The sequence below is a fragment of the Methylobacterium sp. 285MFTsu5.1 genome (genome assembly GCF_000383455.1).
Taxonomy (GTDB): domain Bacteria; phylum Pseudomonadota; class Alphaproteobacteria; order Rhizobiales; family Beijerinckiaceae; genus Methylobacterium.
Genome location: NZ_KB911312.1, coordinates 1 through 17,704, shown reverse-complemented (window position 1 = coordinate 17,704; position 17,704 = coordinate 1). Strand labels below are relative to the sequence as shown.

General features: G+C 68.1%; 25 protein-coding genes. 5 read left to right on the top strand and 20 right to left on the bottom strand.

Annotated elements, in window-relative coordinates; translation table 11 throughout:
- The 3 genes from H288_RS0130125 to rpsM form a co-directional block, all read right to left on the bottom strand.
- Positions 1-873 (bottom strand): MBL fold metallo-hydrolase, encoded by an 873-nt coding sequence (locus tag H288_RS0130125; RefSeq protein WP_026605429.1) that lies wholly within the window; start codon positions 871-873, stop codon positions 1-3.
- A 25-nt stretch (positions 874-898) separates the two neighbouring features.
- The gene (gene rpsK / locus H288_RS0130120; protein WP_010686167.1) at positions 899-1,288 is read right to left on the bottom strand and encodes a 30S ribosomal protein S11; all 390 of its coding nucleotides are present in this window, start codon (positions 1,286-1,288) and stop codon (positions 899-901) included.
- Between the two features lie 173 nt (positions 1,289-1,461).
- Positions 1,462-1,830 (bottom strand): 30S ribosomal protein S13, encoded by a 369-nt coding sequence (rpsM, locus tag H288_RS0130115; RefSeq protein ID WP_010686168.1) that lies wholly within the window; start codon positions 1,828-1,830, stop codon positions 1,462-1,464.
- Between the two features lie 250 nt (positions 1,831-2,080).
- Here rpsM and H288_RS0130110 point away from each other — a divergent pair, with 250 nt between their 5' ends.
- The gene (locus H288_RS0130110) at positions 2,081-2,437 is read left to right on the top strand and encodes a hypothetical protein (RefSeq protein ID WP_020096285.1); all 357 of its coding nucleotides are present in this window, start codon (positions 2,081-2,083) and stop codon (positions 2,435-2,437) included.
- A 32-nt stretch (positions 2,438-2,469) separates the two neighbouring features.
- On the opposite strand, the gene H288_RS0130105 is transcribed toward H288_RS0130110, so the two are convergent.
- The 17 genes from H288_RS0130105 to H288_RS0130025 form a co-directional block, all read right to left on the bottom strand.
- Positions 2,470-2,700, bottom strand: coding sequence for a hypothetical protein (locus tag H288_RS0130105; RefSeq protein WP_020096284.1), 231 nt, complete (start codon positions 2,698-2,700; stop codon positions 2,470-2,472).
- Positions 2,701-2,795: 95 nt separating this feature from the next.
- Complete coding sequence (locus H288_RS0130100; RefSeq protein WP_020096283.1) at positions 2,796-3,398, bottom strand: adenylate kinase; 603 nt, start codon at positions 3,396-3,398, stop codon at positions 2,796-2,798.
- A 170-nt stretch (positions 3,399-3,568) separates the two neighbouring features.
- Positions 3,569-4,915: a preprotein translocase subunit SecY gene (secY, locus tag H288_RS0130095; protein WP_020096282.1), complete on the bottom strand. Its 1,347-nt coding sequence runs from the start codon at positions 4,913-4,915 to the stop codon at positions 3,569-3,571.
- 145 nt (positions 4,916-5,060) lie between these two features.
- Positions 5,061-5,564 carry a 50S ribosomal protein L15 gene (rplO, locus tag H288_RS0130090; protein ID WP_020096281.1) on the bottom strand — a complete coding sequence of 168 codons (504 nt, stop codon included), beginning with the start codon at positions 5,562-5,564 and terminating at the stop codon, positions 5,061-5,063.
- Positions 5,565-5,574: 10 nt separating this feature from the next.
- Entirely contained in the window at positions 5,575-5,766 is a 192-nt protein-coding gene (rpmD, locus tag H288_RS0130085; RefSeq protein ID WP_020096280.1) for a 50S ribosomal protein L30, read from the bottom strand.
- Positions 5,767-5,777: 11 nt separating this feature from the next.
- On the bottom strand, positions 5,778-6,365 hold the full coding sequence (gene rpsE, locus H288_RS0130080; RefSeq protein ID WP_012319173.1) for a 30S ribosomal protein S5: 588 nt from the start codon (positions 6,363-6,365) through the stop codon (positions 5,778-5,780).
- A gap of 104 nt (positions 6,366-6,469) precedes the next feature.
- Positions 6,470-6,832 (bottom strand): 50S ribosomal protein L18, encoded by a 363-nt coding sequence (gene rplR, locus H288_RS0130075; RefSeq protein WP_020096279.1) that lies wholly within the window; start codon positions 6,830-6,832, stop codon positions 6,470-6,472.
- 10 nt (positions 6,833-6,842) lie between these two features.
- Positions 6,843-7,376, bottom strand: a complete 534-nt coding sequence (rplF, locus tag H288_RS0130070; RefSeq protein ID WP_020096278.1) for a 50S ribosomal protein L6 — start codon at positions 7,374-7,376, stop codon at positions 6,843-6,845.
- A gap of 22 nt (positions 7,377-7,398) precedes the next feature.
- The gene (gene rpsH / locus H288_RS0130065; protein ID WP_010686178.1) at positions 7,399-7,794 is read right to left on the bottom strand and encodes a 30S ribosomal protein S8; all 396 of its coding nucleotides are present in this window, start codon (positions 7,792-7,794) and stop codon (positions 7,399-7,401) included.
- A 10-nt stretch (positions 7,795-7,804) separates the two neighbouring features.
- Positions 7,805-8,110 (bottom strand): 30S ribosomal protein S14, encoded by a 306-nt coding sequence (gene rpsN, locus H288_RS0130060; RefSeq protein ID WP_010686179.1) that lies wholly within the window; start codon positions 8,108-8,110, stop codon positions 7,805-7,807.
- A gap of 40 nt (positions 8,111-8,150) precedes the next feature.
- Positions 8,151-8,717 (bottom strand): 50S ribosomal protein L5, encoded by a 567-nt coding sequence (gene rplE, locus H288_RS0130055; protein ID WP_020096277.1) that lies wholly within the window; start codon positions 8,715-8,717, stop codon positions 8,151-8,153.
- On the bottom strand, positions 8,710-9,024 hold the full coding sequence (rplX, locus tag H288_RS0130050) for a 50S ribosomal protein L24 (protein ID WP_012319178.1): 315 nt from the start codon (positions 9,022-9,024) through the stop codon (positions 8,710-8,712). Before rplX ends, rplE begins: the two co-directional genes overlap by 8 nt.
- A complete protein-coding gene (gene rplN, locus H288_RS0130045; RefSeq protein ID WP_010686182.1) occupies positions 9,024-9,392 on the bottom strand; it encodes a 50S ribosomal protein L14 in 369 nt (122 codons plus the stop codon). The genes rplX and rplN overlap by 1 nt, the downstream gene beginning before the upstream one ends.
- 402 nt (positions 9,393-9,794) lie before the next feature.
- Entirely contained in the window at positions 9,795-10,172 is a 378-nt protein-coding gene (locus H288_RS0130040) for a hypothetical protein (RefSeq protein ID WP_020096276.1), read from the bottom strand.
- Positions 10,173-10,365: 193 nt separating this feature from the next.
- The gene (locus H288_RS0130035) at positions 10,366-11,061 is read right to left on the bottom strand and encodes an amino acid ABC transporter permease (RefSeq protein WP_020096275.1); all 696 of its coding nucleotides are present in this window, start codon (positions 11,059-11,061) and stop codon (positions 10,366-10,368) included.
- Positions 11,058-11,795 carry an amino acid ABC transporter permease gene (locus H288_RS0130030; protein ID WP_020096274.1) on the bottom strand — a complete coding sequence of 246 codons (738 nt, stop codon included), beginning with the start codon at positions 11,793-11,795 and terminating at the stop codon, positions 11,058-11,060. Before H288_RS0130030 ends, H288_RS0130035 begins: the two co-directional genes overlap by 4 nt.
- A 19-nt stretch (positions 11,796-11,814) precedes the next feature.
- Positions 11,815-12,618, bottom strand: coding sequence for an ABC transporter substrate-binding protein (locus tag H288_RS0130025; protein WP_020096273.1), 804 nt, complete (start codon positions 12,616-12,618; stop codon positions 11,815-11,817).
- Positions 12,619-13,392: 774 nt separating this feature from the next.
- Here H288_RS0130025 and rpsL point away from each other — a divergent pair.
- The 4 genes from rpsL to tuf all read left to right on the top strand — a co-directional run bounded on the left by rpsL (position 13,393) and on the right by tuf (position 17,704).
- The gene (rpsL, locus tag H288_RS0130020; RefSeq protein ID WP_007557568.1) at positions 13,393-13,764 is read left to right on the top strand and encodes a 30S ribosomal protein S12; all 372 of its coding nucleotides are present in this window, start codon (positions 13,393-13,395) and stop codon (positions 13,762-13,764) included.
- Positions 13,765-13,892: 128 nt separating this feature from the next.
- Complete coding sequence (gene rpsG, locus H288_RS0130015) at positions 13,893-14,363, top strand: 30S ribosomal protein S7 (protein ID WP_012319183.1); 471 nt, start codon at positions 13,893-13,895, stop codon at positions 14,361-14,363.
- 30 nt (positions 14,364-14,393) lie between these two features.
- Positions 14,394-16,469 (top strand): elongation factor G, encoded by a 2,076-nt coding sequence (gene fusA, locus H288_RS0130010; protein WP_020096272.1) that lies wholly within the window; start codon positions 14,394-14,396, stop codon positions 16,467-16,469.
- 44 nt (positions 16,470-16,513) lie between these two features.
- A complete protein-coding gene (gene tuf / locus H288_RS0130005) occupies positions 16,514-17,704 on the top strand; it encodes an elongation factor Tu (RefSeq protein ID WP_020093754.1) in 1,191 nt (396 codons plus the stop codon).

Below are 17,704 nucleotides of genomic sequence, written 5' to 3'. Positions count from 1 at the left end.
TTACTCGCCGCCGACCCACAGCACCGGCACGAAGCTGTAGCCAGCCCCATCCCGATCCACGTAGCCGAGCGCCGGGAACTCGAGATGGCCGCCGGCGATGAGCGTGCGCTCGCGGGCCACCTCGTCCAGGATCCGCTTGCGCGTCTCCCGCGCTTGGTCGCCGTCGACGTCGAAGCCGACGCCGGCCTCCGGGTTCTTGAACTGGATCGCCGGCAGGTGCACCACGTCGGTCCACATCATCAGCGCCTGTCCACCGGAGACGATGCGGAAACCGCAATGGCCCGGCGTGTGGCCGGGAAGAGGGACCGCCGTGATCCCCGGAAGGACCTCGCCGCCGCGGTGCTCGCGCACCTTGCCGGCGTAGGGAGCCAGGGACTTGCGGGCGCCCTCGAAGTAGGGCTTCGCGGCCTCCGGCGCCTTGGCCAGGGCCTCGTCCGGAAGCCAGTGCGCCGCCTCGTCGGCGTGCAGCACGATCTCGGCGTTCGGGTAGCGCGCCGCGCCGTCCTTCACGAGACCGCCGACATGGTCGGGGTGCAGGTGACTGACCAGCACCGTGCCGATCTCCTCCGGCGCGACGCCGGTCAGCGCGAGCGCTGCACCGGCGCGACCCAGGGTCGGTGCCGGGGCGAGGTCGCCGTAGCCCGTGTCGATCAGGGTCGGCTTGAGGCCCGGACCCGTGATCAGGAAGGCGTTCAGCGTGATCTTGGGCTGCTCCGTGCGGAAACCCGCCACTTGGAGCCGCCCGGCCTCCTCCTTGGAGATGCCCGTGACGAGATCGAGGCTGGCCTGAAACCAGCCGTCATTGAGCGCGGTGACCGTGAGGTCCCCGAGGTTCCAACGCAGCACGCCCGGAAGCGGCTTCGATCCCGTCATGAACTTCTCCGTCAAGAGGCTTCGATCAGACGCGGCGGCGCTTGCGCGGCCGGCAGCCGTTGTGCGGGATCGAGGTGACGTCGCGGATCGAGGTCACCGTGAAGCCCGCGGCCTGCAGGGCGCGGAGCGCCGACTCGCGGCCCGAACCCGGACCCGACACCTCGACCTCGAGGGTGCGCATGCCGTGCTCGGCGGCCTTGCGGCCAGCATCCTCTGCGGCGACCTGGGCGGCGTACGGGGTCGACTTGCGCGAACCCTTGAAGCCCATCGCACCGGCGGACGACCACGAGATCGTGTTGCCCTGCGCGTCCGTGATGGTGATCATCGTGTTGTTGAACGAGGCGTTCACGTGGGCGACGCCCGACACGATGTTCTTGCGCTCGCGGCGGCGGACGCGTTGCGGTTCCTTAGCCATTCTGGTCTCACTCTTCCTTCAGGCACGCCCGTAACACCAGGCGCTCGGGATTCTTTTTGGGACTTGGCCGGAGCACCCGTGCAGGGCGGTCGAGCCGGCGCCGGACCCGTTGCGGGATACCTGGCGCGACGGGAAGGAGGCCGAGCGGAGCACGGCCTCCCAGTTCCAAAAACTTACTTCTTCTTGCCGGCGATCGGCTTCGCCTTGCCCTTGCGGGTGCGGGCGTTGGTGTGGGTGCGCTGGCCGCGGACCGGCAGCTGCTTGCGGTGACGCAGACCGCGATAGGCGCCGAGATCCATCAGGCGCTTGATGTTCATCGAGACTTCGCGGCGCAGGTCGCCCTCGACGAGATAGTCGCGATCGATCGTCTCGCGGATCGACAGAACCTCGGCGTCGGTCAGCTGGTTGACGCGACGCTCGGCAGGGATGTTCACCTTCTGGGTGATTTCCTCGGCCTTCTTGGCGCCGATGCCGTGGATGTACTGGAGCGCGATGACGACGCGCTTGTTGGTCGGGATGTTGACGCCTGCGATACGGGCCACGATCACTCTCCATATGGGACCCGGGGATCCGGGCCGCTGTCGCGCGCGTCCGGTGGAGGCCGGCCCCTGCGCACGTGAAACGACGACGCGGCCCGCGGGCGGCCCTGGACAGGGCACCTCGGACCATCGTTCGGTTGGACGAAGGAGGGCCTGCTAGCGCGCGGGCGGCCCGTTGTCAACGACGGGTCGGCACGGCCTCGCCCCGTCACGCGCGCGTCGGGGCGCCCTGGGATCTGATCGAGGAGCGGAGATGGCGGTTCTGACGAGCGACGGCGCGACCCTGCGGGCCTTCGCCGATTCGGTGCTGCGCGCCGCCGAGGAGACCCTGGAGGAGGTCATGCCGGTGACGCTGGCGGTGATCGGCGGCGTTCTCGCCGAGGCGGAGCCTGGCTCGGTCGCGCTGCAGGACGCGGATGGCGGTCCGCCCCTGCTCTGGGCGACCTTCGCCGGTCGCCGCATGGTGTTCCGCTACAACACGATGACGGCGATGATCGAGCTGCGCGACGGCACCGCGGAGGGCTACCCGCTCCGGCTGTTCGGCCACCGGTCGCTCCAGATGGACGTCGTCAATTTCTTCGGCAGCCTCCGCAGGGAGGGCCGGATCTGAGCAACGCCCCCGACGGGCGGCCCGCCCGCGCCTCAGCGAAAGCCCTGATTCCGCAGCCGGCAAGTGCGGCCCATGTCCTGGTAGCCCGCCGGGCAGCGGCGGGCGCAAGTCCCCGCCAGATACTTCAGCGGCGGCCGGCAGGCGTTGCGGAACCGTTTCTGGCCGTACACGAAGGACTGGGCCGGACTCTGCGCGAAGGCCGGCAGCGGCGGGAGGGCCACCGCGAGCAGGAGGGAGGCGGTGGCGAGGAGGCGGACGGTCATGGCGTTTCCGATCGTGGACCCGCCCCATAACCCCCAGGGACACCGCCGGGTTCACGGGCGCGCTGAAACGGCCGGTCAGCGCGCCGCGATCGCCCTCAGGAGGCGACGCGCTCCTCGTGCGGCTCCAGTGTCGCCATCAGGTCGGCCGTGACCTTGTCGATCGGCTGCATGCCGTCGATGGTCTCCAGCATGCCCTTCTGCGCGTAATAGGCGGAGAGGGGCGCCGTCTGGGCGCGGTATGCCTCAAGCCGCTGCTTGAACACCTCGGGGGTGTCGTCCTTCCGCACGGCCTGGCCGCGGGCCAGGGTCTCGGCGGCGCGCTTCTCGATGCGGCCGACTAGGGCGTTCTCGTCGACCTTCAGCTCGATGACGGCGGAGAGGCTCAAGCCCTTGCTCGCCAGCATCTCGCTGAGCGCTTCCGCCTGTGCGACCGTGCGCGGGAAGCCGTCGAGGATGAAGCCGCGGCGGGCATCCGGCTCCTCGATCCGGTCGGCGACGATGCCGACCACGATCCGGTCTGAGACGAGACCGCCGGATTCCATCACCGCCTTGGCCTCGAGGCCGACCGGCGTGCCGGCGGCCACTGCGGCGCGCAGCATGTCCCCCGTCGACAGCTGCGGGATGCCGAAGCGCTGTACGATCCGCTCGGATTGCGTCCCCTTCCCCGCACCGGGCGGCCCGAGCAGAATGATGCGCATGGCGTTGTCCTCGTTCGGCCCACTCTCTCAGTGGGCACAAGCCGTGGTGGCGAAGCCTCCCTGGCATCGCCGGGTTCGGGGTTTTCTAGCCGGTCCGGGCCGGTGAGGCATCCAGACCTTTGGGCCAGAGGCGGGAGCGTCCTCGGAGTCCGGCCGCCTCTGTAGCAGGCTCAGCGCCGCCGTTGCGTGGTCGACGCGCCACGCAGCTTGGCCTTCTTCACGAGGCCCTCGTACTGATGGGCCATCAGGTGCCCGTGGACCTGCGCCACCGTGTCCATCGTGACCGAGACCACGATGAGCAGGGACGTGCCGCCGAAGCCGAGGCTGGCCGCGGCGTAGGACGACAGGATCTCCGGGCAGAGGCACACGAGGGTCAGGTACAGGGCGCCGATCACCGTGATGCGAGTCAGCACCTTGTCGATGAAGGCCGCGGTGCGCTCGCCCGGCCGGATGCCCGGGATGAAGCCGCCATGCTTCTTCAGATTGTCGGCCGTCTCCTGCGGATTGAAGACGACTGCGGTGTAGAAGAACGTGAAGAAGATGATCAGCGCCGCGTAGAGCACCATGAACAGCGGGGTGCCGTGGCCGAGATAGGCCGTGACCGTGCCGAGCCAGCCCGTGGCGCCCCCGTTGGCCGAGAAGCTCGCGGCGGTCGCCGGCAGCAGCAGTAGCGACGAGGCGAAGATCGGCGGGATCACGCCCGAGGTGTTGAGCTTGAGCGGCAGGAACGAGGTCTGACCCTCGTACATGCGGTTGCCGACCTGGCGCTTCGGGTAGTTGATCAGGAGCCGGCGCTGGGCGCGCTCCATGAACACGATGAAGTAGACGAGCGCGACGGCGGCGACGCCGACGCCCAGGATGATCGCCGGGGACAGGGCGCCGGTGCGGCCGAGCTCGAGCGCGCCCGCGATCGCCACCGGCAGGTGGGCCACGATGCCGGCGAAGATGATCAGCGACGAGCCGTTGCCGATGCCGCGCGAGGTGATCTGCTCGCCGAGCCACATCAGGAACAGGGTTCCGCCCGTCAGGGTGATCACCGTCGAGGCCAGGAAGAACGGCCCCGGATCGATGGCGGCCGAGGAGCCCTGGAGGCCGATGGCGATGCCCCAGGACTGAACCAGCGCCAGCACCACCGTCAGGTAGCGGGTGTACTGGTTGATGACCTTGCGGCCCGACTCGCCCTCCTTCTTGAGCGCTTCCAGGCTCGGGATCACCGAGGTCAGGAGCTGCACGATGATCGAGGCCGAGATGTAGGGCATGATGTTCAGGGCGAAGATCGCCATGCGCTCCACGGCGCCGCCCGAGAACATGTTGAACAGGCCCAGCACGCCGCCCGCCTGCTGCTGGAAGTTCCGGGCGAACTGCTCCGGATCGATGCCGGGGATCGGGATGTACGTGCCCAGCCGGAACACCACGAGGGCGCCGAGCGTGAACCAGATGCGCTTCTTCAGCTCATCGGCCTTCGCGATCGCACCGAAATTGAGATTGGCGGCAAGCTGCTCGGCGGCTGAGGCCATAAGCGTCGCGTCCTGGAAGTGTCGCCGGGCGACCGGCGCCCGGATGAAATGAAAACGGCGGCCCGCGTGGTCGCAGGGCCGCCGCTCGAAGGATCGGCTTAAAGGGTGCGCGGAGCCCGTGCAACGGGTTCCGGAGTCGCTCCCGTCAGGCCGTGGCCGCCTCGCTGCCGCCGCGGGTGGAGGCACCCTGGGCGTAGACGGTGCTGACCGAGCCACCGGCCTTCTCGACCGCCTCGACGGCGGACTTGGAGGCGCGGGTCACCTCGAAGCTGAGCTTCGCGGTCAGCTCGCCGACGCCGAGCAGCTTCACGCCGTCACGGGGACGGGCGATGATGCCGGCGGCGACCAGGCTCTCCACCGTCACGGTGGCGGCCTTGTCGAGCTTGCCCGCGTCGACGGCCTCCTGGATCCGGCCGAGGTTCACCTCGTTCAAGTCCTGGGCGTAGAGGTTGTTGAAGCCGCGCTTCGGCAGGCGACGATGCAGCGGCATCTGACCGCCCTCGAAGCCCTTGATGGACACGCCGGTCCGGGCCTTCTGACCCTTCACGCCGCGACCCGCGGTCTTGCCCTTGCCGGAGCCGATGCCCCGACCCACGCGCATCCGGTTCTTGGTTGCGCCGGGGTTGTCGCTGATCTCGTTGAGCTTCATCGGGACCTCCTCACGCCACGTCGCCGTGGACGCGCACGAGGTGCGCAACCTTGCGGATCATGCCGCGAACGGAGGGAGTATCCTCCAGCTCGGACACGCGGTGGAGCTTGTTGAGCTTGAGGCCGATCAGCGTCTGGCGCTGGCTGGCCTCGCGGCGGATCGGCGAGCCGATCTGCTCGATGCGGACGGTCTTCTGTGCCATCGGACCCTCCCTTACGCGACCGCGGCTTCGGACTGGTCGGCCGGATCGGCATCGCGGCGACGCGACTGCAGCGTCGACACCTTGATGCCGCGGCGGGCCGCCACGGAGCGCGGGCTGTCCTCGTTCTTGAGCGCCTCGAAGGTGGCGCGCACGAGGTTGTAGGGGTTCGACGAACCCAGCGACTTGGCGACGACGTCCTGCATGCCGAGCGTCTCAAACACGGCGCGCATCGGGCCGCCGGCGATGATGCCGGTGCCCTGCGGGGCCGCGCGGAGGATCACCTTGCCTGCCCCGTGGCGGCCGTTGACGTCGTGGTGCAGGGTCCGGCCCTCGCGGAGGGAAACGCGGATCAGACCGCGCTTGGCGGCCTCGGTCGCCTTGCGGATGGCCTCCGGCACCTCGCGGGCCTTGCCGTGGCCGAAGCCGACGCGGCCCTTCTGGTCGCCGACGACGACGAGGGCGGCGAAGCCGAAGCGACGGCCGCCCTTGACCACCTTGGCGACGCGGTTGATGTGGACGAGCTTGTCCACGAACTCGCTGTCGCGCTCCTCGCGATCCTCGCGGCGGCCGCGGCCCCCGCCTTCACGTTCACGTGCCATGTTGTCTACCTGTCCATCTCACTGACGCGGCCGGCGGGGCCGCTCGCTCGATCGGGTTTCGGATATGCCGGGCGAAGAGGATCCGCCCGGCCCGCCGTCGTGACTTAGAACTCCAGGCCACCCTCGCGGGCGGCTTCGGCCACGGCGGCGACGCGGCCGTGGTAGATGTAGCCGGAGCGGTCGAAGATCACCTTCGTGACGCCCGCCGCCTTGGCGCGCTCGGCGACGAGCTTGCCCACCGCCTTGGCGGCGGCGACATCGGCGCCGGTCTTCAGTTCGCCCTTGAGCGCCTTGTCGATCGACGAGGCCGAGGCCAGCGTCTTGCCGGCGACGTCGTCGATGACCTGCACGTAGATCTGCTTCGACGAGCGGAACACCGAGAGCCGCGGACGGCCGTTGGCGGCCGCTCGCAGCGCGCGGCGGACGCGCGCCTTGCGGCGATCGAGGGCTTCGAGCTTGCGAGACATGATGCCCTCCTTACTTCTTCTTGCCTTCCTTGCGGAAGATGAACTCGCCCGCGTACTTCACGCCCTTGCCCTTGTAGGGCTCGGGTCCGCGGTAGTCGCGGATCTCGGCGGCGACCTGACCGACCTGCTGGCGGTTGATCCCGGAGATCGTGATCTCGGTGGGCTTCGGGGTAACGATCGTGATCCCGGCCGGGATCGCGTACTCAATGTCGTGGCTGTAGCCGAGCGACAGCTTCAGCGCCTTGCCGGCCATCGCGGCGCGATAGCCGACGCCGGTGATCTCGAGCTTCTTCTCGAAGCCCTTCGAAACACCCTCGGCGATGTTGGCGATCTGCGCCCGCGACGTGCCCCACAGGGAGCGCGCCGGCTTGGACTGGTTGACGGGCTGCACCTCGATGGCGCCGTCCTTCATCGCCACGTTGACGAGCGACGGAACGACGAACGACAGCTCGCCCTTCGAACCCTTCATCTTCACCGTCTGACCGGTGACCGTGGCGGTAACGCCGGCCGGTACGGGGACCGGCTTCTTGCCTACGCGAGACATGGGATAACCTCCTCCGTCCCGATCAGAACACGGTGCAGAGCACTTCACCGCCGACGTTGCGCTCACGCGCCTCGTGGTCGGCCATGACGCCCTGCGGGGTGGAGACGATGGTGACGCCGAGGCCGTCGGCCACGTGCGGCAGCTCGCCGACCGACGAGTAGACCCGGCGGCCCGGCTTCGAGACGCGCTTGATCTCGCGGATCACGGGGCGCCCGTCGTAGTACTTGAGCTCGATGGCGAACTCGGTGCGGCCGTTGCCGAGGTCGGTCGCCGCGTAGTCGCGGATGTAGCCCTCGGACTTCAGGACGTCGAGGACGCTGGCGCGCAGGCGCGAGCCGGGCGTCTGGACGACGTTGCGACGGCGCAGCTGGCCGTTGCGGATGCGGGTGAGCATGTCGCCCACGGGATCGTTGACCATGGGGACCTCCTTACCAGCTCGACTTGACCAGACCGGGGATCAGGCCCCGGTTGCCAAGCTCGCGCAGCGCCACGCGCGAGATGCCCATCTTGCGGTAGTAGGCGCGCGGACGGCCGGTCATGCCGCAACGGTTGCGGATGCGCGTGGCCGACGAGTTGCGCGGCAGCTCCGCGAGCTTGAGGCGCGCCTCGAAGCGCTCCTCCATCTCGAGGGCGTCGTTGTTGGCGATCTCGAGGAGCGCCTTCCGCTTGGCCGCGAAGCGCTTCACCAGCGCCTTGCGGGCCTCATTCTTCTCGACTGAGCTTTTCTTCGACATGTCGTCTATCTCCGGTGTCCGCGTCTGAGACCCGAGGGCCTCACTGCCGGAACGGGAACTTGAAGGCGGCGAGCAGCGCCTTGGCCTCGGCATCGGTCTTGGCGGTGGTCGCCACGACGATGTCCATGCCCCACATCTGCTCGGCCTTGTCGTAGGAGATCTCCGGGAACACGAGGTGCTCCTTGAGACCCAGGGCGTAGTTGCCGCGGCCGTCGAACGAGCGCGGGTTCAGGCCGCGGAAGTCACGCACGCGCGGCAGCGCGATGGTGATCAGCCGGTCCATGAACTCGTACATGCGCTGCTTGCGCAGGGTCACCTTGCAGCCGATCGGCATGCCCTCGCGGACCTTGAAAGTCGCGATGGCCTTGCGGGCCTTGGTTATGACCGGCTTCTGGCCGGCGATCAGGGCGAGGTCGCCCGCCGCCACCGAGGCCTTCTTCGAGTCCGCGGTGGACTCGCCGACGCCCATGTTGATCACGATCTTCGTGATCTGCGGCACTTCCATGGGGTTCTTGTAGCCGAACTCTTCGATCAGCTTCTGGCGAACCACTTCGTCGTAGTGCTTGCGCAGGCGCGGGGTGTAGGCGTTCTTGTCGGCCTCAGCCATCGATCTGATCCCCCGTGGTCTTGGCGAACCGGACCTTGCGCCCGTCTTCGAGGATGCGGAAACCCACGCGGGTCGGCTTGCCGTTGGCATCCGCGACCGCGATGTTCGAGAGCTGGATGGCGGCCTCCTTGGAGATGATGCCGCCTTCCTGGTTCTGGGTCTGCTTCTGGTGCTTCTTCACCAGGTTGATGCCGCGCACGAAGGCCCGGCCTTCCTTCGGCAGAACCTGGATCACCTCGCCCGACCGGCCCGAATCACGGCCGGTGAGCACGACGACCTTGTCGCCCTTCTTGATCTTGGCGGCCATTACAGCACCTCCGGAGCCAGGGAGATGATCTTCATGTGGTTGCGGGCGCGGAGCTCGCGCGGCACCGGTCCGAAGATACGGGTGCCGATCGGCTCCTTCTGATTGTTGATCAGGACCGCGGCGTTCTTGTCGAAGCGGATCACCGAACCGTCGGCGCGCTTCACGTCCTTCGCCGTGCGGACGACGACCGCCTTCATGACGTCGCCCTTCTTGACGCGACCGCGCGGGATCGCCTCCTTGACGGAGACGACGATCACGTCGCCGACGCCGGCATACTTGCGCTTCGACCCGCCGAGAACCTTGATGCACATCACACGGCGTGCACCCGAGTTGTCGGCGACGTCCAGATTCGTCTGCATCTGGATCACGTGCGTGACTCCTTGTTTCAGGCGGGTTTCCGCACACGGACGGTATTGCCCGGCGGACGACGCCTGATGGGGACCTGACGCCCCCGGCTCATGTGTTCGACCGCGCTGGCGGTGTCGTCAGACACCGGCGCGGTCACCGCGTTCACGGGGTGCGAGCACCCATCGGAAATGTCGCGAAGGCCGGGCGCATACTACGGGCCGCGGGTGATGGCAAGCGGAGCGGCGGGAAATCGTCGCTGCCGCATAGGGGGGCTGATCCGGCTTCGGGGCTGGTCCGCGGCGCCGCGCGGCTCGATCGCTGCGGTGCCCGCCCGTCCGGCCGCGGAACGCGAGCCCTGAACGTGCGACGACCGGCGCGCCTTTCGGCGCGCCGGTCGGTTGACGTGCAGCGTTCGGGGTCGATCAGATCGGCTGGCCGGCCGTCTCGAACAGGAATCCGTCGAGGCTCGGGATGGTGACCGAGGCTTCGCTCGCGGGCCTCGACAGGCGCCAGGGCCGCTCCGACCGGGCGCGAATCGCCTCGGACGGGCGAAGCCGCCGCATTAGGCCGTCCTCGCCGACCTCCTCGATCGCCAGGAAGCCGTAGACCTGCAGCCGCGAGGCGGTGAGCTTGAGGCCGCGATCCTCCGCGGCGACGACCATGCTGCCAGTCGCGTAGACAGCGTCCAGGAGGGAGCGCTGCTCGCTGCGGCGACGGTTGCGCGCCTCCCGCTCGCCGGGGGCCTGGGCGGGAATCGGCCGCCGGAACGGAACGACGTTGCTGACCGCGACGCAACCCATACGCAACACCCTCGACGCGAACCTGCGGCGGCGACTTGGCCGCCCGATGTGCGCGACAATTCGATGGATCGCTTTAATTCTCCGTAGACCGTGCCGGCGCGCACCTGCCCCGATCCGGTACGCCTTGCACGTGTGCCCCGGTAAATCGGTCGTGTCCCGCGAGCCGGCTCGGGCGCGTCGGCCGGCCGCTCCGTCACGGGGTGCGATGTGCCGCGACCTTGCCGGTATTCGTCAGCCGGGCGGCCAGCCCGTCGAGACCGGCGCAGAGGATGCCGTACACGGCACCGACGAAGAGGAAGATCTCGGCCGGGTAGACCATCGCGCGGTTGTTCACCTGCGCCGCCACGAAGGCGAGTTCGGGCACGCCGATCACGTAGGCGAGCGACGTGTCCTTGATGAGCGTGGTCCATTGGTTGACGAAGGACGGTGCCATGGCCCGCAGCGCCTGCGGGAGGACGACGAAGCGCAGGGTGCGCCAGGGGTCGAGGCCGAGCGCGAGGCCGGCCTCCCACTGACCACGGCCGACGCTCGCGATGCCCGCCGCCACCCCGTAGGACAGGTAGGCGCCTCCGACGAGCGACAGCGCCACCGCGACCGTGCCGATCTCGGGGATCGACACGCCGAACAGGATCGGCAGCAGGAAGTAGGTCCAGAAGATCAGCATCACGACCGGCACGGCGCGGAGGAAGCCGAGCCCGGCTGTGAGCGCTGCCCGGGCCGCGCCCGCGCTCACGGCCAGGGCGATGCCGAGGACGAGCCCGAGCGCGGCCGAGGCCAGACCGGACAGGCCGGAGAGGATCAGCGTCAGGGCCAGCCCGCCGACCGGCCCGTCGGGCCAGGCCCCGACCATTAGGTAGCCGAGATTGTCGATGATGACCGACGGATTCATCGGTGCCGGCCCGGTCGACGGGCGCGGCGGTCGAGCATCTGCCCGGTCGTCTCTGCCGCGGCGGCCGCGCCGACGTAGAGCAGCGTCGCGATGCCGAAGGCCTGGAAGGTCTGGAAGGTCTCGGTCTCCACCTGCCGCGACGCGTAGGACAGCTCCGCGAGGCCGATCGTCATGGTCAGTGACGTGTTCTTGAGCGTGTTGAGGTACTGGCCGACGATCGGCAGCCAGGCGACGCGCAGGGCCTGGGGCAGAGCGATGTGGCGGAACGCCTGGACGGGCGTGAGGCCGAGGGCCAGGGCCGCCGCCCGCTGAGCGGGCCGGACGGCCCTGATGCCGGCGCGGAGTTCCTCGGCGATGTAGGCGCCCGCGTAGAGCGTGAGCCCGCAGAACCCGGCGAGGCTCTCGTAAGCGGGCCAGCGCAGGATCCCGAATCCCAGGTCCAGGACGTGCGGCGCGTTGAGCCAGGCCGTCACGCCCTGCGGCAGGGCGGCGGCCACCGCGAAGTACCAGACGAAGAGTTGCACCAGCAGCGGCGTGTTGCGGACGATGCCGACGGAGACGGCCACGGCGCCGCGCCCGGCGCGCCCGCCCGCCTCGCGCAGCCCGCACGCCGCGAGGCCCAGCACCGTGCCGGCAAGGCAGGTGGCTGCCGACAAGGTCAGGGTCGTCCCGAAGCCTTGCAGCAGCCAGACGAGGTAGCGCGGCGCGAGTGGATCGCCGAACAGCGCGGCCATCGTCGTCGTGCCGCCCCGGTCAGGGACGGTCCCCGATCCGGAACAGTCGCGGCAGCGGCTGCTCGGTCGCGGGCCCGAACCAGCGATCATAGATCGCCGCCGCCCTGCCGCTCGACTCCAGGCCGCGCAGGGTCTCGTTCACGCGGTCCCGGAGCCGCGCCTCATCCTTCGGGATGCCGACGCCGATATAGTCGTTGGAGATGCTGAAGGCGGGGATCTCGTAGTTCTGCCGGTCCGGCACCTTCGCGAGCAGCCCGACCAGCTTCGGGCCGTCCTGCGTGATCGCCTGGACATTGCCGTTGCGCAGGGCCGTGAATGCGAAGGGCGTGTCGTCGAAGGCGACCACGACCGCCTTCGGGAAGTCGCGGTGCAGGACGATCTCGTTGGTGGTGCCCTTGTCTGCACCGATTCGAAGCCCATTGAGCTGCTCCGGCGACGACAGGGTGCCCTTCTTGGCCAGGAACTGCTGGCCGGAGGCGAAGTACGGGATGCTGAAATCGAGCTGCCTAGCCCGCTCGTCCGTGATGGTGAAGTTCGCCAGAACCAGATCGACCTTGCCGGAGGTCAGCAGCGGGATACGATTCGCCGGGTTGGTGGGCCGGATCTCCAGCTTGACGCCGAGCGCGTCGGCGATGGCCTGCGCGTAGTCGACGTCGAGGCCGGCGATCCGTTTCCTCGCGGGATCGACGAAGCCGAACGGCGGGTTGCTGTCGAAGGCGGCGACCCGGAGAACGCCGGCCTTTCTGATGTCGTCCAGACGGTCGGCCGTTGCGGGGCCGACCGACAGGAGGGTCGCGAGAACGAGGGCGAAGAGGCGGCGCACGGGTGACTCCGTCGAATGGTTCGGGGCCGGTACAGGCAGAGCGATGATCAAATATCGCGAATATTGCAGTCTAAACCGCGTCGGACTCCTGAGTTGAGGTATAAATCGATCTTGTCTTCGCTCTTTGCGCAAAGTCAGAGGATGCCAGTCGGATTTATCTCGACCGCCGCCACATTTTCATCTTTGGAGAACGCGAAAATCAACGGAGAAAGATTCTATTTTTTCCTCGCGGGTGGGCGCCGCTCGCCGAAAGATCTGGCGGCTGCGGGGCAGATTTTCCTGCCGCGCCCGGGCACGGCCCGAGGCTGCGCCGAAGTCCCGCCGCCACGCGGCCGGCCTGCCCCGGCTTCCGTTGACGGGACAAGGCGCCGTGCGCGATAGCGGTCCCTCGGCTCCGCCGTCGCGAAGGCTCGCCGATCGCGGGCGCCGTGCGCGCCCTTGACCGATCCTTAACCTCCGCCGCGGTGCAGTTTTCTGCCGTGACCGCATTGACCTGCGGCGCAACGGCGTCTAGAAGCGCGCCACTTCGGACGGCCATCGGCTGCCGACGGCCCTTGGGCGCAACCCCGGAAGCCGCCGCCATCGCCCCGAGCGCTCCGAGGGTTCAAATCGCCTGACGCTGTAAGTCAGATCCGTAGGTACGAGCGCGTTCGTTTCGGGCGTGCTCCTCTGCCCACACCGCGCCGAGGGTCCGTGACAGGCCCTCCGGCGCATATTCGTTTTGCGGACTGCCCTGCGCAGTTCGGACTAGGTGACCGAGGAAGAGGGCACAGGATGCCGACGATCAACCAGCTGATCGCCCAGCCGCGGAAGATCCAGCGGAGCCGCAACAAGGTTCCGGCGCTCGACGCTTGCCCGCAGAAGCGCGGCGTCTGCACCCGCGTTTACACGACGACCCCGAAGAAGCCGAACTCGGCGCTCCGGAAGGTCGCCAAGGTGCGCCTCACCAACGGTTTCGAGGTGATCGGCTACATCCCGGGCGAGGGTCACAACCTTCAGGAGCACTCCGTGGTGATGATCCGCGGCGGCCGCGTGAAGGATCTTCCGGGTGTGCGCTACCACATCCTGCGCGGCGTGCTCGACACGCAGGGCGTGAAGAACCGCAAGCAGCGCCGGTCGAAGTACGGCGCCAAGCGCCCGAAGTAAGTCGGACGCCCGGATATTTCCCGGGCGCCGGTACGCGTTTCCACGGCCTCGCAAGGATGTCGCCGGCCTCAGGGCTAAGGCGGCCTGCGCGGGGCGCTTAAGATCTTTTCGTTCGAGAGTCTCAGAAGATGTCCCGTCGTCACTCTGCCGAGAAGCGTGAGATCATCCCGGACCCGAAGTACGGGGACGTGGTGCTGACGAAGTTCATGAACTCCATCATGTACGAGGGCAAGAAGTCGACCGCCGAGCGGATCGTCTACGGTGCCTTCGACATCGTCGAGAACCGCGCCCGGGCCAACCCGATCGAGGTGTTCCGCGCCGCGCTCGACAACGTCGCCCCGATGATCGAGGTCCGCTCCCGCCGCGTCGGCGGCGCGACCTACCAGGTCCCCGTCGAGGTCCGCACCGAGCGCCGCCAGGCCCTCGCGATCCGCTGGCTGATCCAGGCCGCGCGTTCGCGCAACGACCGCACCATGGTCGAGCGCCTCTCGGCCGAGCTGCTCGACGCCGCGAACAACCGCGGCAACGCCGTCAAGAAGCGCGAAGACACGCACCGGATGGCGGAAGCCAACCGCGCCTTCTCGCACTACCGCTGGTAAGCGGTTCCGCCGTCTCTCAGGAGCAATTCGATGCCCCGCACGCACGCGATCGAGGACTACCGCAACTTCGGCATCATGGCCCACATCGATGCCGGCAAGACCACGACGACCGAGCGGATCCTCTACTACACCGGAAAGTCCCACAAGATCGGCGAGGTCCATGAGGGCGCCGCCACCATGGACTGGATGGCGCAGGAGCAGGAGCGTGGCATCACGATCACCTCGGCTGCGACGACCTGCTTCTGGCGCGACAAGCGCCTGAACATCATCGACACCCCCGGCCACGTCGACTTCACCATCGAGGTCGAGCGCTCGCTCCGCGTCCTCGACGGCGCCGTGTGCGTGCTCGACGGCAACCAGGGCGTCGAGCCGCAGACCGAGACCGTGTGGCGTCAGGCCGACAAGTACGACGTGCCGCGCGTCGTGTTCGTCAACAAGATGGACAAGATCGGCGCCGACTTCTTCAAATGCGTCGCCGACATCATCGACCGCGTCGCCGGCAAGCCCGTCTGCCTGCAGCTGCCGATCGGCGCCGAGTCGAGCTTCCAGGGCGTGATCGACCTCATCAAGATGAAGGCGATCGTCTGGTCGGGTGAGGCGCTGGGCGCCAACTTCGACGAGACCGAGATCCCGGCCGACCTCAAGGACCAGGCCGTCGAGTACCGCACCAAGCTGGTCGAGGCCTGCGTCGAGCTCGACGACGACGCCATGGCCGCCTACCTCGACGGCAACGAGCCCGACGAGGCCACCATGCGCGTCCTGGTGCGCAAGGCCGTCCAGCTGCGCGCCTTCCACCCGGTGCTCTGCGGCTCGGCGTTCAAGAACAAGGGCGTGCAGCCGCTCCTCGACGCCGTCGTGGATTACCTGCCCTCCCCGGCCGATCGCGGCGAGATCAAGGGCATCGACTTCAAGACCGAGGAAGAGACCGTCCGTCACCCGTCGGACGCGGATCCCTTCTCCATGCTCGCCTTCAAGATCATGGACGATCCGCATGTCGGCACGATCACCTTCTGCCGTGTGTATTCGGGCAAGGTCGAGACCGGCGCCAACGTGCTGAACTCGTCGCGCGACAAGAAGGAGCGCGTCGGCCGCATGCTCCTGATGCACGCCAACAACCGTGAGGACATCAAGGAGGCCTTCGCGGGCGACATCGTCGCGCTGGCCGGCCTCAAGGACACCCGCACGGGCGACACCCTCTGCGACCCGCAGAAGGCCGTGATCCTCGAGAAGATGGAGTTCCCCGAGCCCGTCATCGAGATCGCCGTCGAGCCGAAGTCGAAGGCCGACCAGGAGAAGCTCGGCATCGCGCTCTCGAAGCTCGCCGCCGAGGACCCGTCCTTCCGCGTCTCCACCGACCAGGAATCCGGCCAGACCATCCTCAAGGGGATGGGCGAGCTCCACCTGGACATCAAGGTCGACATCCTGCGCCGCACCTACAAGGTCGACGCGAATATCGGCCAGCCGCAGGTCGCCTACCGCGAGAAGCTGACGCGCCGTCAGGAGATCGACTACACGCACAAGAAGCAGACCGGCGGTACCGGCCAGTTCGCCCGCGTGAAGTTCGTCGTCGAGCCGAACGAGCCGGGCGCCGGCTTCTCGTTCGAGTCGAAGATCGTCGGCGGCGCGGTGCCCAAGGAGTACATCCCGGGCGTCGAGAAGGGCCTCAACTCGGTCCTCGGCGCGGGCGTCCTCGCCGGCTTCCCGGTGGTCGACGTCAAGGTCGAGCTGGTCGACGGCGCCTACCACGACGTCGACTCCTCGGCGCTCGCCTTCGAGATCGCCTCCCGCGCCGCCTTCCGCGAGGCGCTGCAGAAGGGCGGCTCGGTTCTGCTCGAGCCGGTGATGAAGGTCGAGGTCGTCTCGCCGGAGGAGTACACCGGCTCGGTCATCGGCGACCTGAACGCCCGCCGCGGCCAGATCCAGGGTCAGGACATGCGCGGCAACGCCAACGTCATCAACGCGATGGTGCCGCTGGCCAACATGTTCGGCTACGTGAACCAGCTGCGCTCCTTCTCGCAGGGCCGCGCCAACTTCACGATGCAGTTCGATCACTACGAAGAGGTGCCGCGCGGCGAGGCCGACAAGGTCATCGCCAAGTACGCCTAAGCATCTCTTCTTCCGCAACGCGAATTCGAATCTAGGAGGCTCTGATGGGCAAGGAAAAGTTCTCCCGCACCAAGCCGCACTGCAACATTGGCACGATCGGCCACGTCGATCACGGCAAGACGTCTCTGACGGCGGCGATCACGAAGGTCCTGGCCGAGACGGGCGGGGCGACGTTCACGGCCTACGACCAGATCGACAAGGCGCCTGAGGAGAAGGCGCGCGGGATCACGATCTCGACGGCGCACGTGGAGTACGAGACGCAGAACCGTCACTACGCGCACGTGGATTGCCCCGGCCACGCCGACTACGTGAAGAACATGATCACGGGCGCGGCGCAGATGGACGGCGCGATCCTGGTGGTGTCGGCGGCCGACGGCCCGATGCCGCAGACCCGCGAGCACATCCTGCTGGCCCGCCAGGTCGGCGTCCCGGCGCTGGTGGTGTTCCTCAACAAGGTCGACATGGTCGACGACGAGGAGCTCCTGGAGCTGGTCGAGCTGGAGGTGCGCGAGCTGCTGTCGAAGTACGACTTCCCGGGCGACGACATCCCGATCACCAAGGGCTCGGCGCTGATGGCGCTCGAGGACAAGGAGCCGAAGATCGGCAAGGAGGCGGTCCTGGCGCTGATGGCGACCGTGGACAGCTACATCCCGCAGCCGGAGCGTCCGATCGACATGCCGTTCCTGATGCCGATCGAGGACGTGTTCTCGATCTCGGGCCGCGGCACGGTGGTGACGGGTCGCGTCGAGCGCGGCATCGTGAAGGTGGGCGAGGAAGTCGAGATCGTCGGCATCCGGGCGACCACCAAGACGACGGTGACGGGCGTGGAGATGTTCCGCAAGCTGCTCGACCAGGGGCAGGCGGGCGACAACGTCGGCGTGCTGCTGCGCGGCACGAAGCGCGAGGACGTGGAGCGCGGCCAGGTCGTGTGCAAGCCGGGTTCGGTGAAGCCGCACTCGAAGTTCAAGGCCGAGGCGTACATCCTGACCAAGGAGGAGGGCGGCCGCCACACGCCGTTCTTCACCAACTACCGGCCGCAGTTCTACTTCCGGACCACGGACGTGACCGGGATCTGCACGCTGCCGGAGGGCACCGAGATGGTGATGCCGGGCGACAACGTGACCATGGACGTGGCGCTGATCGTGCCGGTGGCCATGGAGGAGAAGCTGCGCTTCGCCATCCGCGAGGGCGGCCGCACCGTCGGCGCCGGCGTCGTCGCCGCCATCAACGACTGA

Excerpts from the sequence above, each read along its gene's own strand:
- H288_RS0130125 (WP_026605429.1), bottom strand. The coding sequence starts at position 873 with ATGACGGGATCGAAGCCGCTTCCGGGCGTGCTGCGTTGGAACCTCGGG.
- rpsK (WP_010686167.1), bottom strand. The coding sequence starts at position 1,288 with ATGGCTAAGGAACCGCAACGCGTCCGCCGCCGCGAGCGCAAGAACATC.
- H288_RS0130110 (WP_020096285.1), top strand. The coding sequence starts at position 2,081 with ATGGCGGTTCTGACGAGCGACGGCGCGACCCTGCGGGCCTTCGCCGAT.
- H288_RS0130105 (WP_020096284.1), bottom strand. The coding sequence starts at position 2,700 with ATGACCGTCCGCCTCCTCGCCACCGCCTCCCTCCTGCTCGCGGTGGCC.
- H288_RS0130100 (WP_020096283.1), bottom strand. The coding sequence starts at position 3,398 with ATGCGCATCATTCTGCTCGGGCCGCCCGGTGCGGGGAAGGGGACGCAA.
- secY (WP_020096282.1), bottom strand. The coding sequence starts at position 4,915 with ATGGCCTCAGCCGCCGAGCAGCTTGCCGCCAATCTCAATTTCGGTGCG.
- rplO (WP_020096281.1), bottom strand. The coding sequence starts at position 5,564 with ATGAAGCTCAACGAGATCAGCGACAACCCCGGCGCAACCAAGAACCGG.
- rpmD (WP_020096280.1), bottom strand. The coding sequence starts at position 5,766 with ATGGCACAGAAGACCGTCCGCATCGAGCAGATCGGCTCGCCGATCCGC.
- rpsE (WP_012319173.1), bottom strand. The coding sequence starts at position 6,365 with ATGGCACGTGAACGTGAAGGCGGGGGCCGCGGCCGCCGCGAGGATCGC.
- rplR (WP_020096279.1), bottom strand. The coding sequence starts at position 6,832 with ATGTCTCGCAAGCTCGAAGCCCTCGATCGCCGCAAGGCGCGCGTCCGC.
- rplF (WP_020096278.1), bottom strand. The coding sequence starts at position 7,376 with ATGTCTCGCGTAGGCAAGAAGCCGGTCCCCGTACCGGCCGGCGTTACC.
- rpsH (WP_010686178.1), bottom strand. The coding sequence starts at position 7,794 with ATGGTCAACGATCCCGTGGGCGACATGCTCACCCGCATCCGCAACGGC.
- rpsN (WP_010686179.1), bottom strand. The coding sequence starts at position 8,110 with ATGTCGAAGAAAAGCTCAGTCGAGAAGAATGAGGCCCGCAAGGCGCTG.
- rplE (WP_020096277.1), bottom strand. The coding sequence starts at position 8,717 with ATGGCTGAGGCCGACAAGAACGCCTACACCCCGCGCCTGCGCAAGCAC.
- rplX (WP_012319178.1), bottom strand. The coding sequence starts at position 9,024 with ATGGCCGCCAAGATCAAGAAGGGCGACAAGGTCGTCGTGCTCACCGGC.
- H288_RS0130040 (WP_020096276.1), bottom strand. The coding sequence starts at position 10,172 with ATGGGTTGCGTCGCGGTCAGCAACGTCGTTCCGTTCCGGCGGCCGATT.
- H288_RS0130035 (WP_020096275.1), bottom strand. The coding sequence starts at position 11,061 with ATGAATCCGTCGGTCATCATCGACAATCTCGGCTACCTAATGGTCGGG.
- H288_RS0130030 (WP_020096274.1), bottom strand. The coding sequence starts at position 11,795 with ATGGCCGCGCTGTTCGGCGATCCACTCGCGCCGCGCTACCTCGTCTGG.
- rpsL (WP_007557568.1), top strand. The coding sequence starts at position 13,393 with ATGCCGACGATCAACCAGCTGATCGCCCAGCCGCGGAAGATCCAGCGG.
- rpsG (WP_012319183.1), top strand. The coding sequence starts at position 13,893 with ATGTCCCGTCGTCACTCTGCCGAGAAGCGTGAGATCATCCCGGACCCG.
- fusA (WP_020096272.1), top strand. The coding sequence starts at position 14,394 with ATGCCCCGCACGCACGCGATCGAGGACTACCGCAACTTCGGCATCATG.
- tuf (WP_020093754.1), top strand. The coding sequence starts at position 16,514 with ATGGGCAAGGAAAAGTTCTCCCGCACCAAGCCGCACTGCAACATTGGC.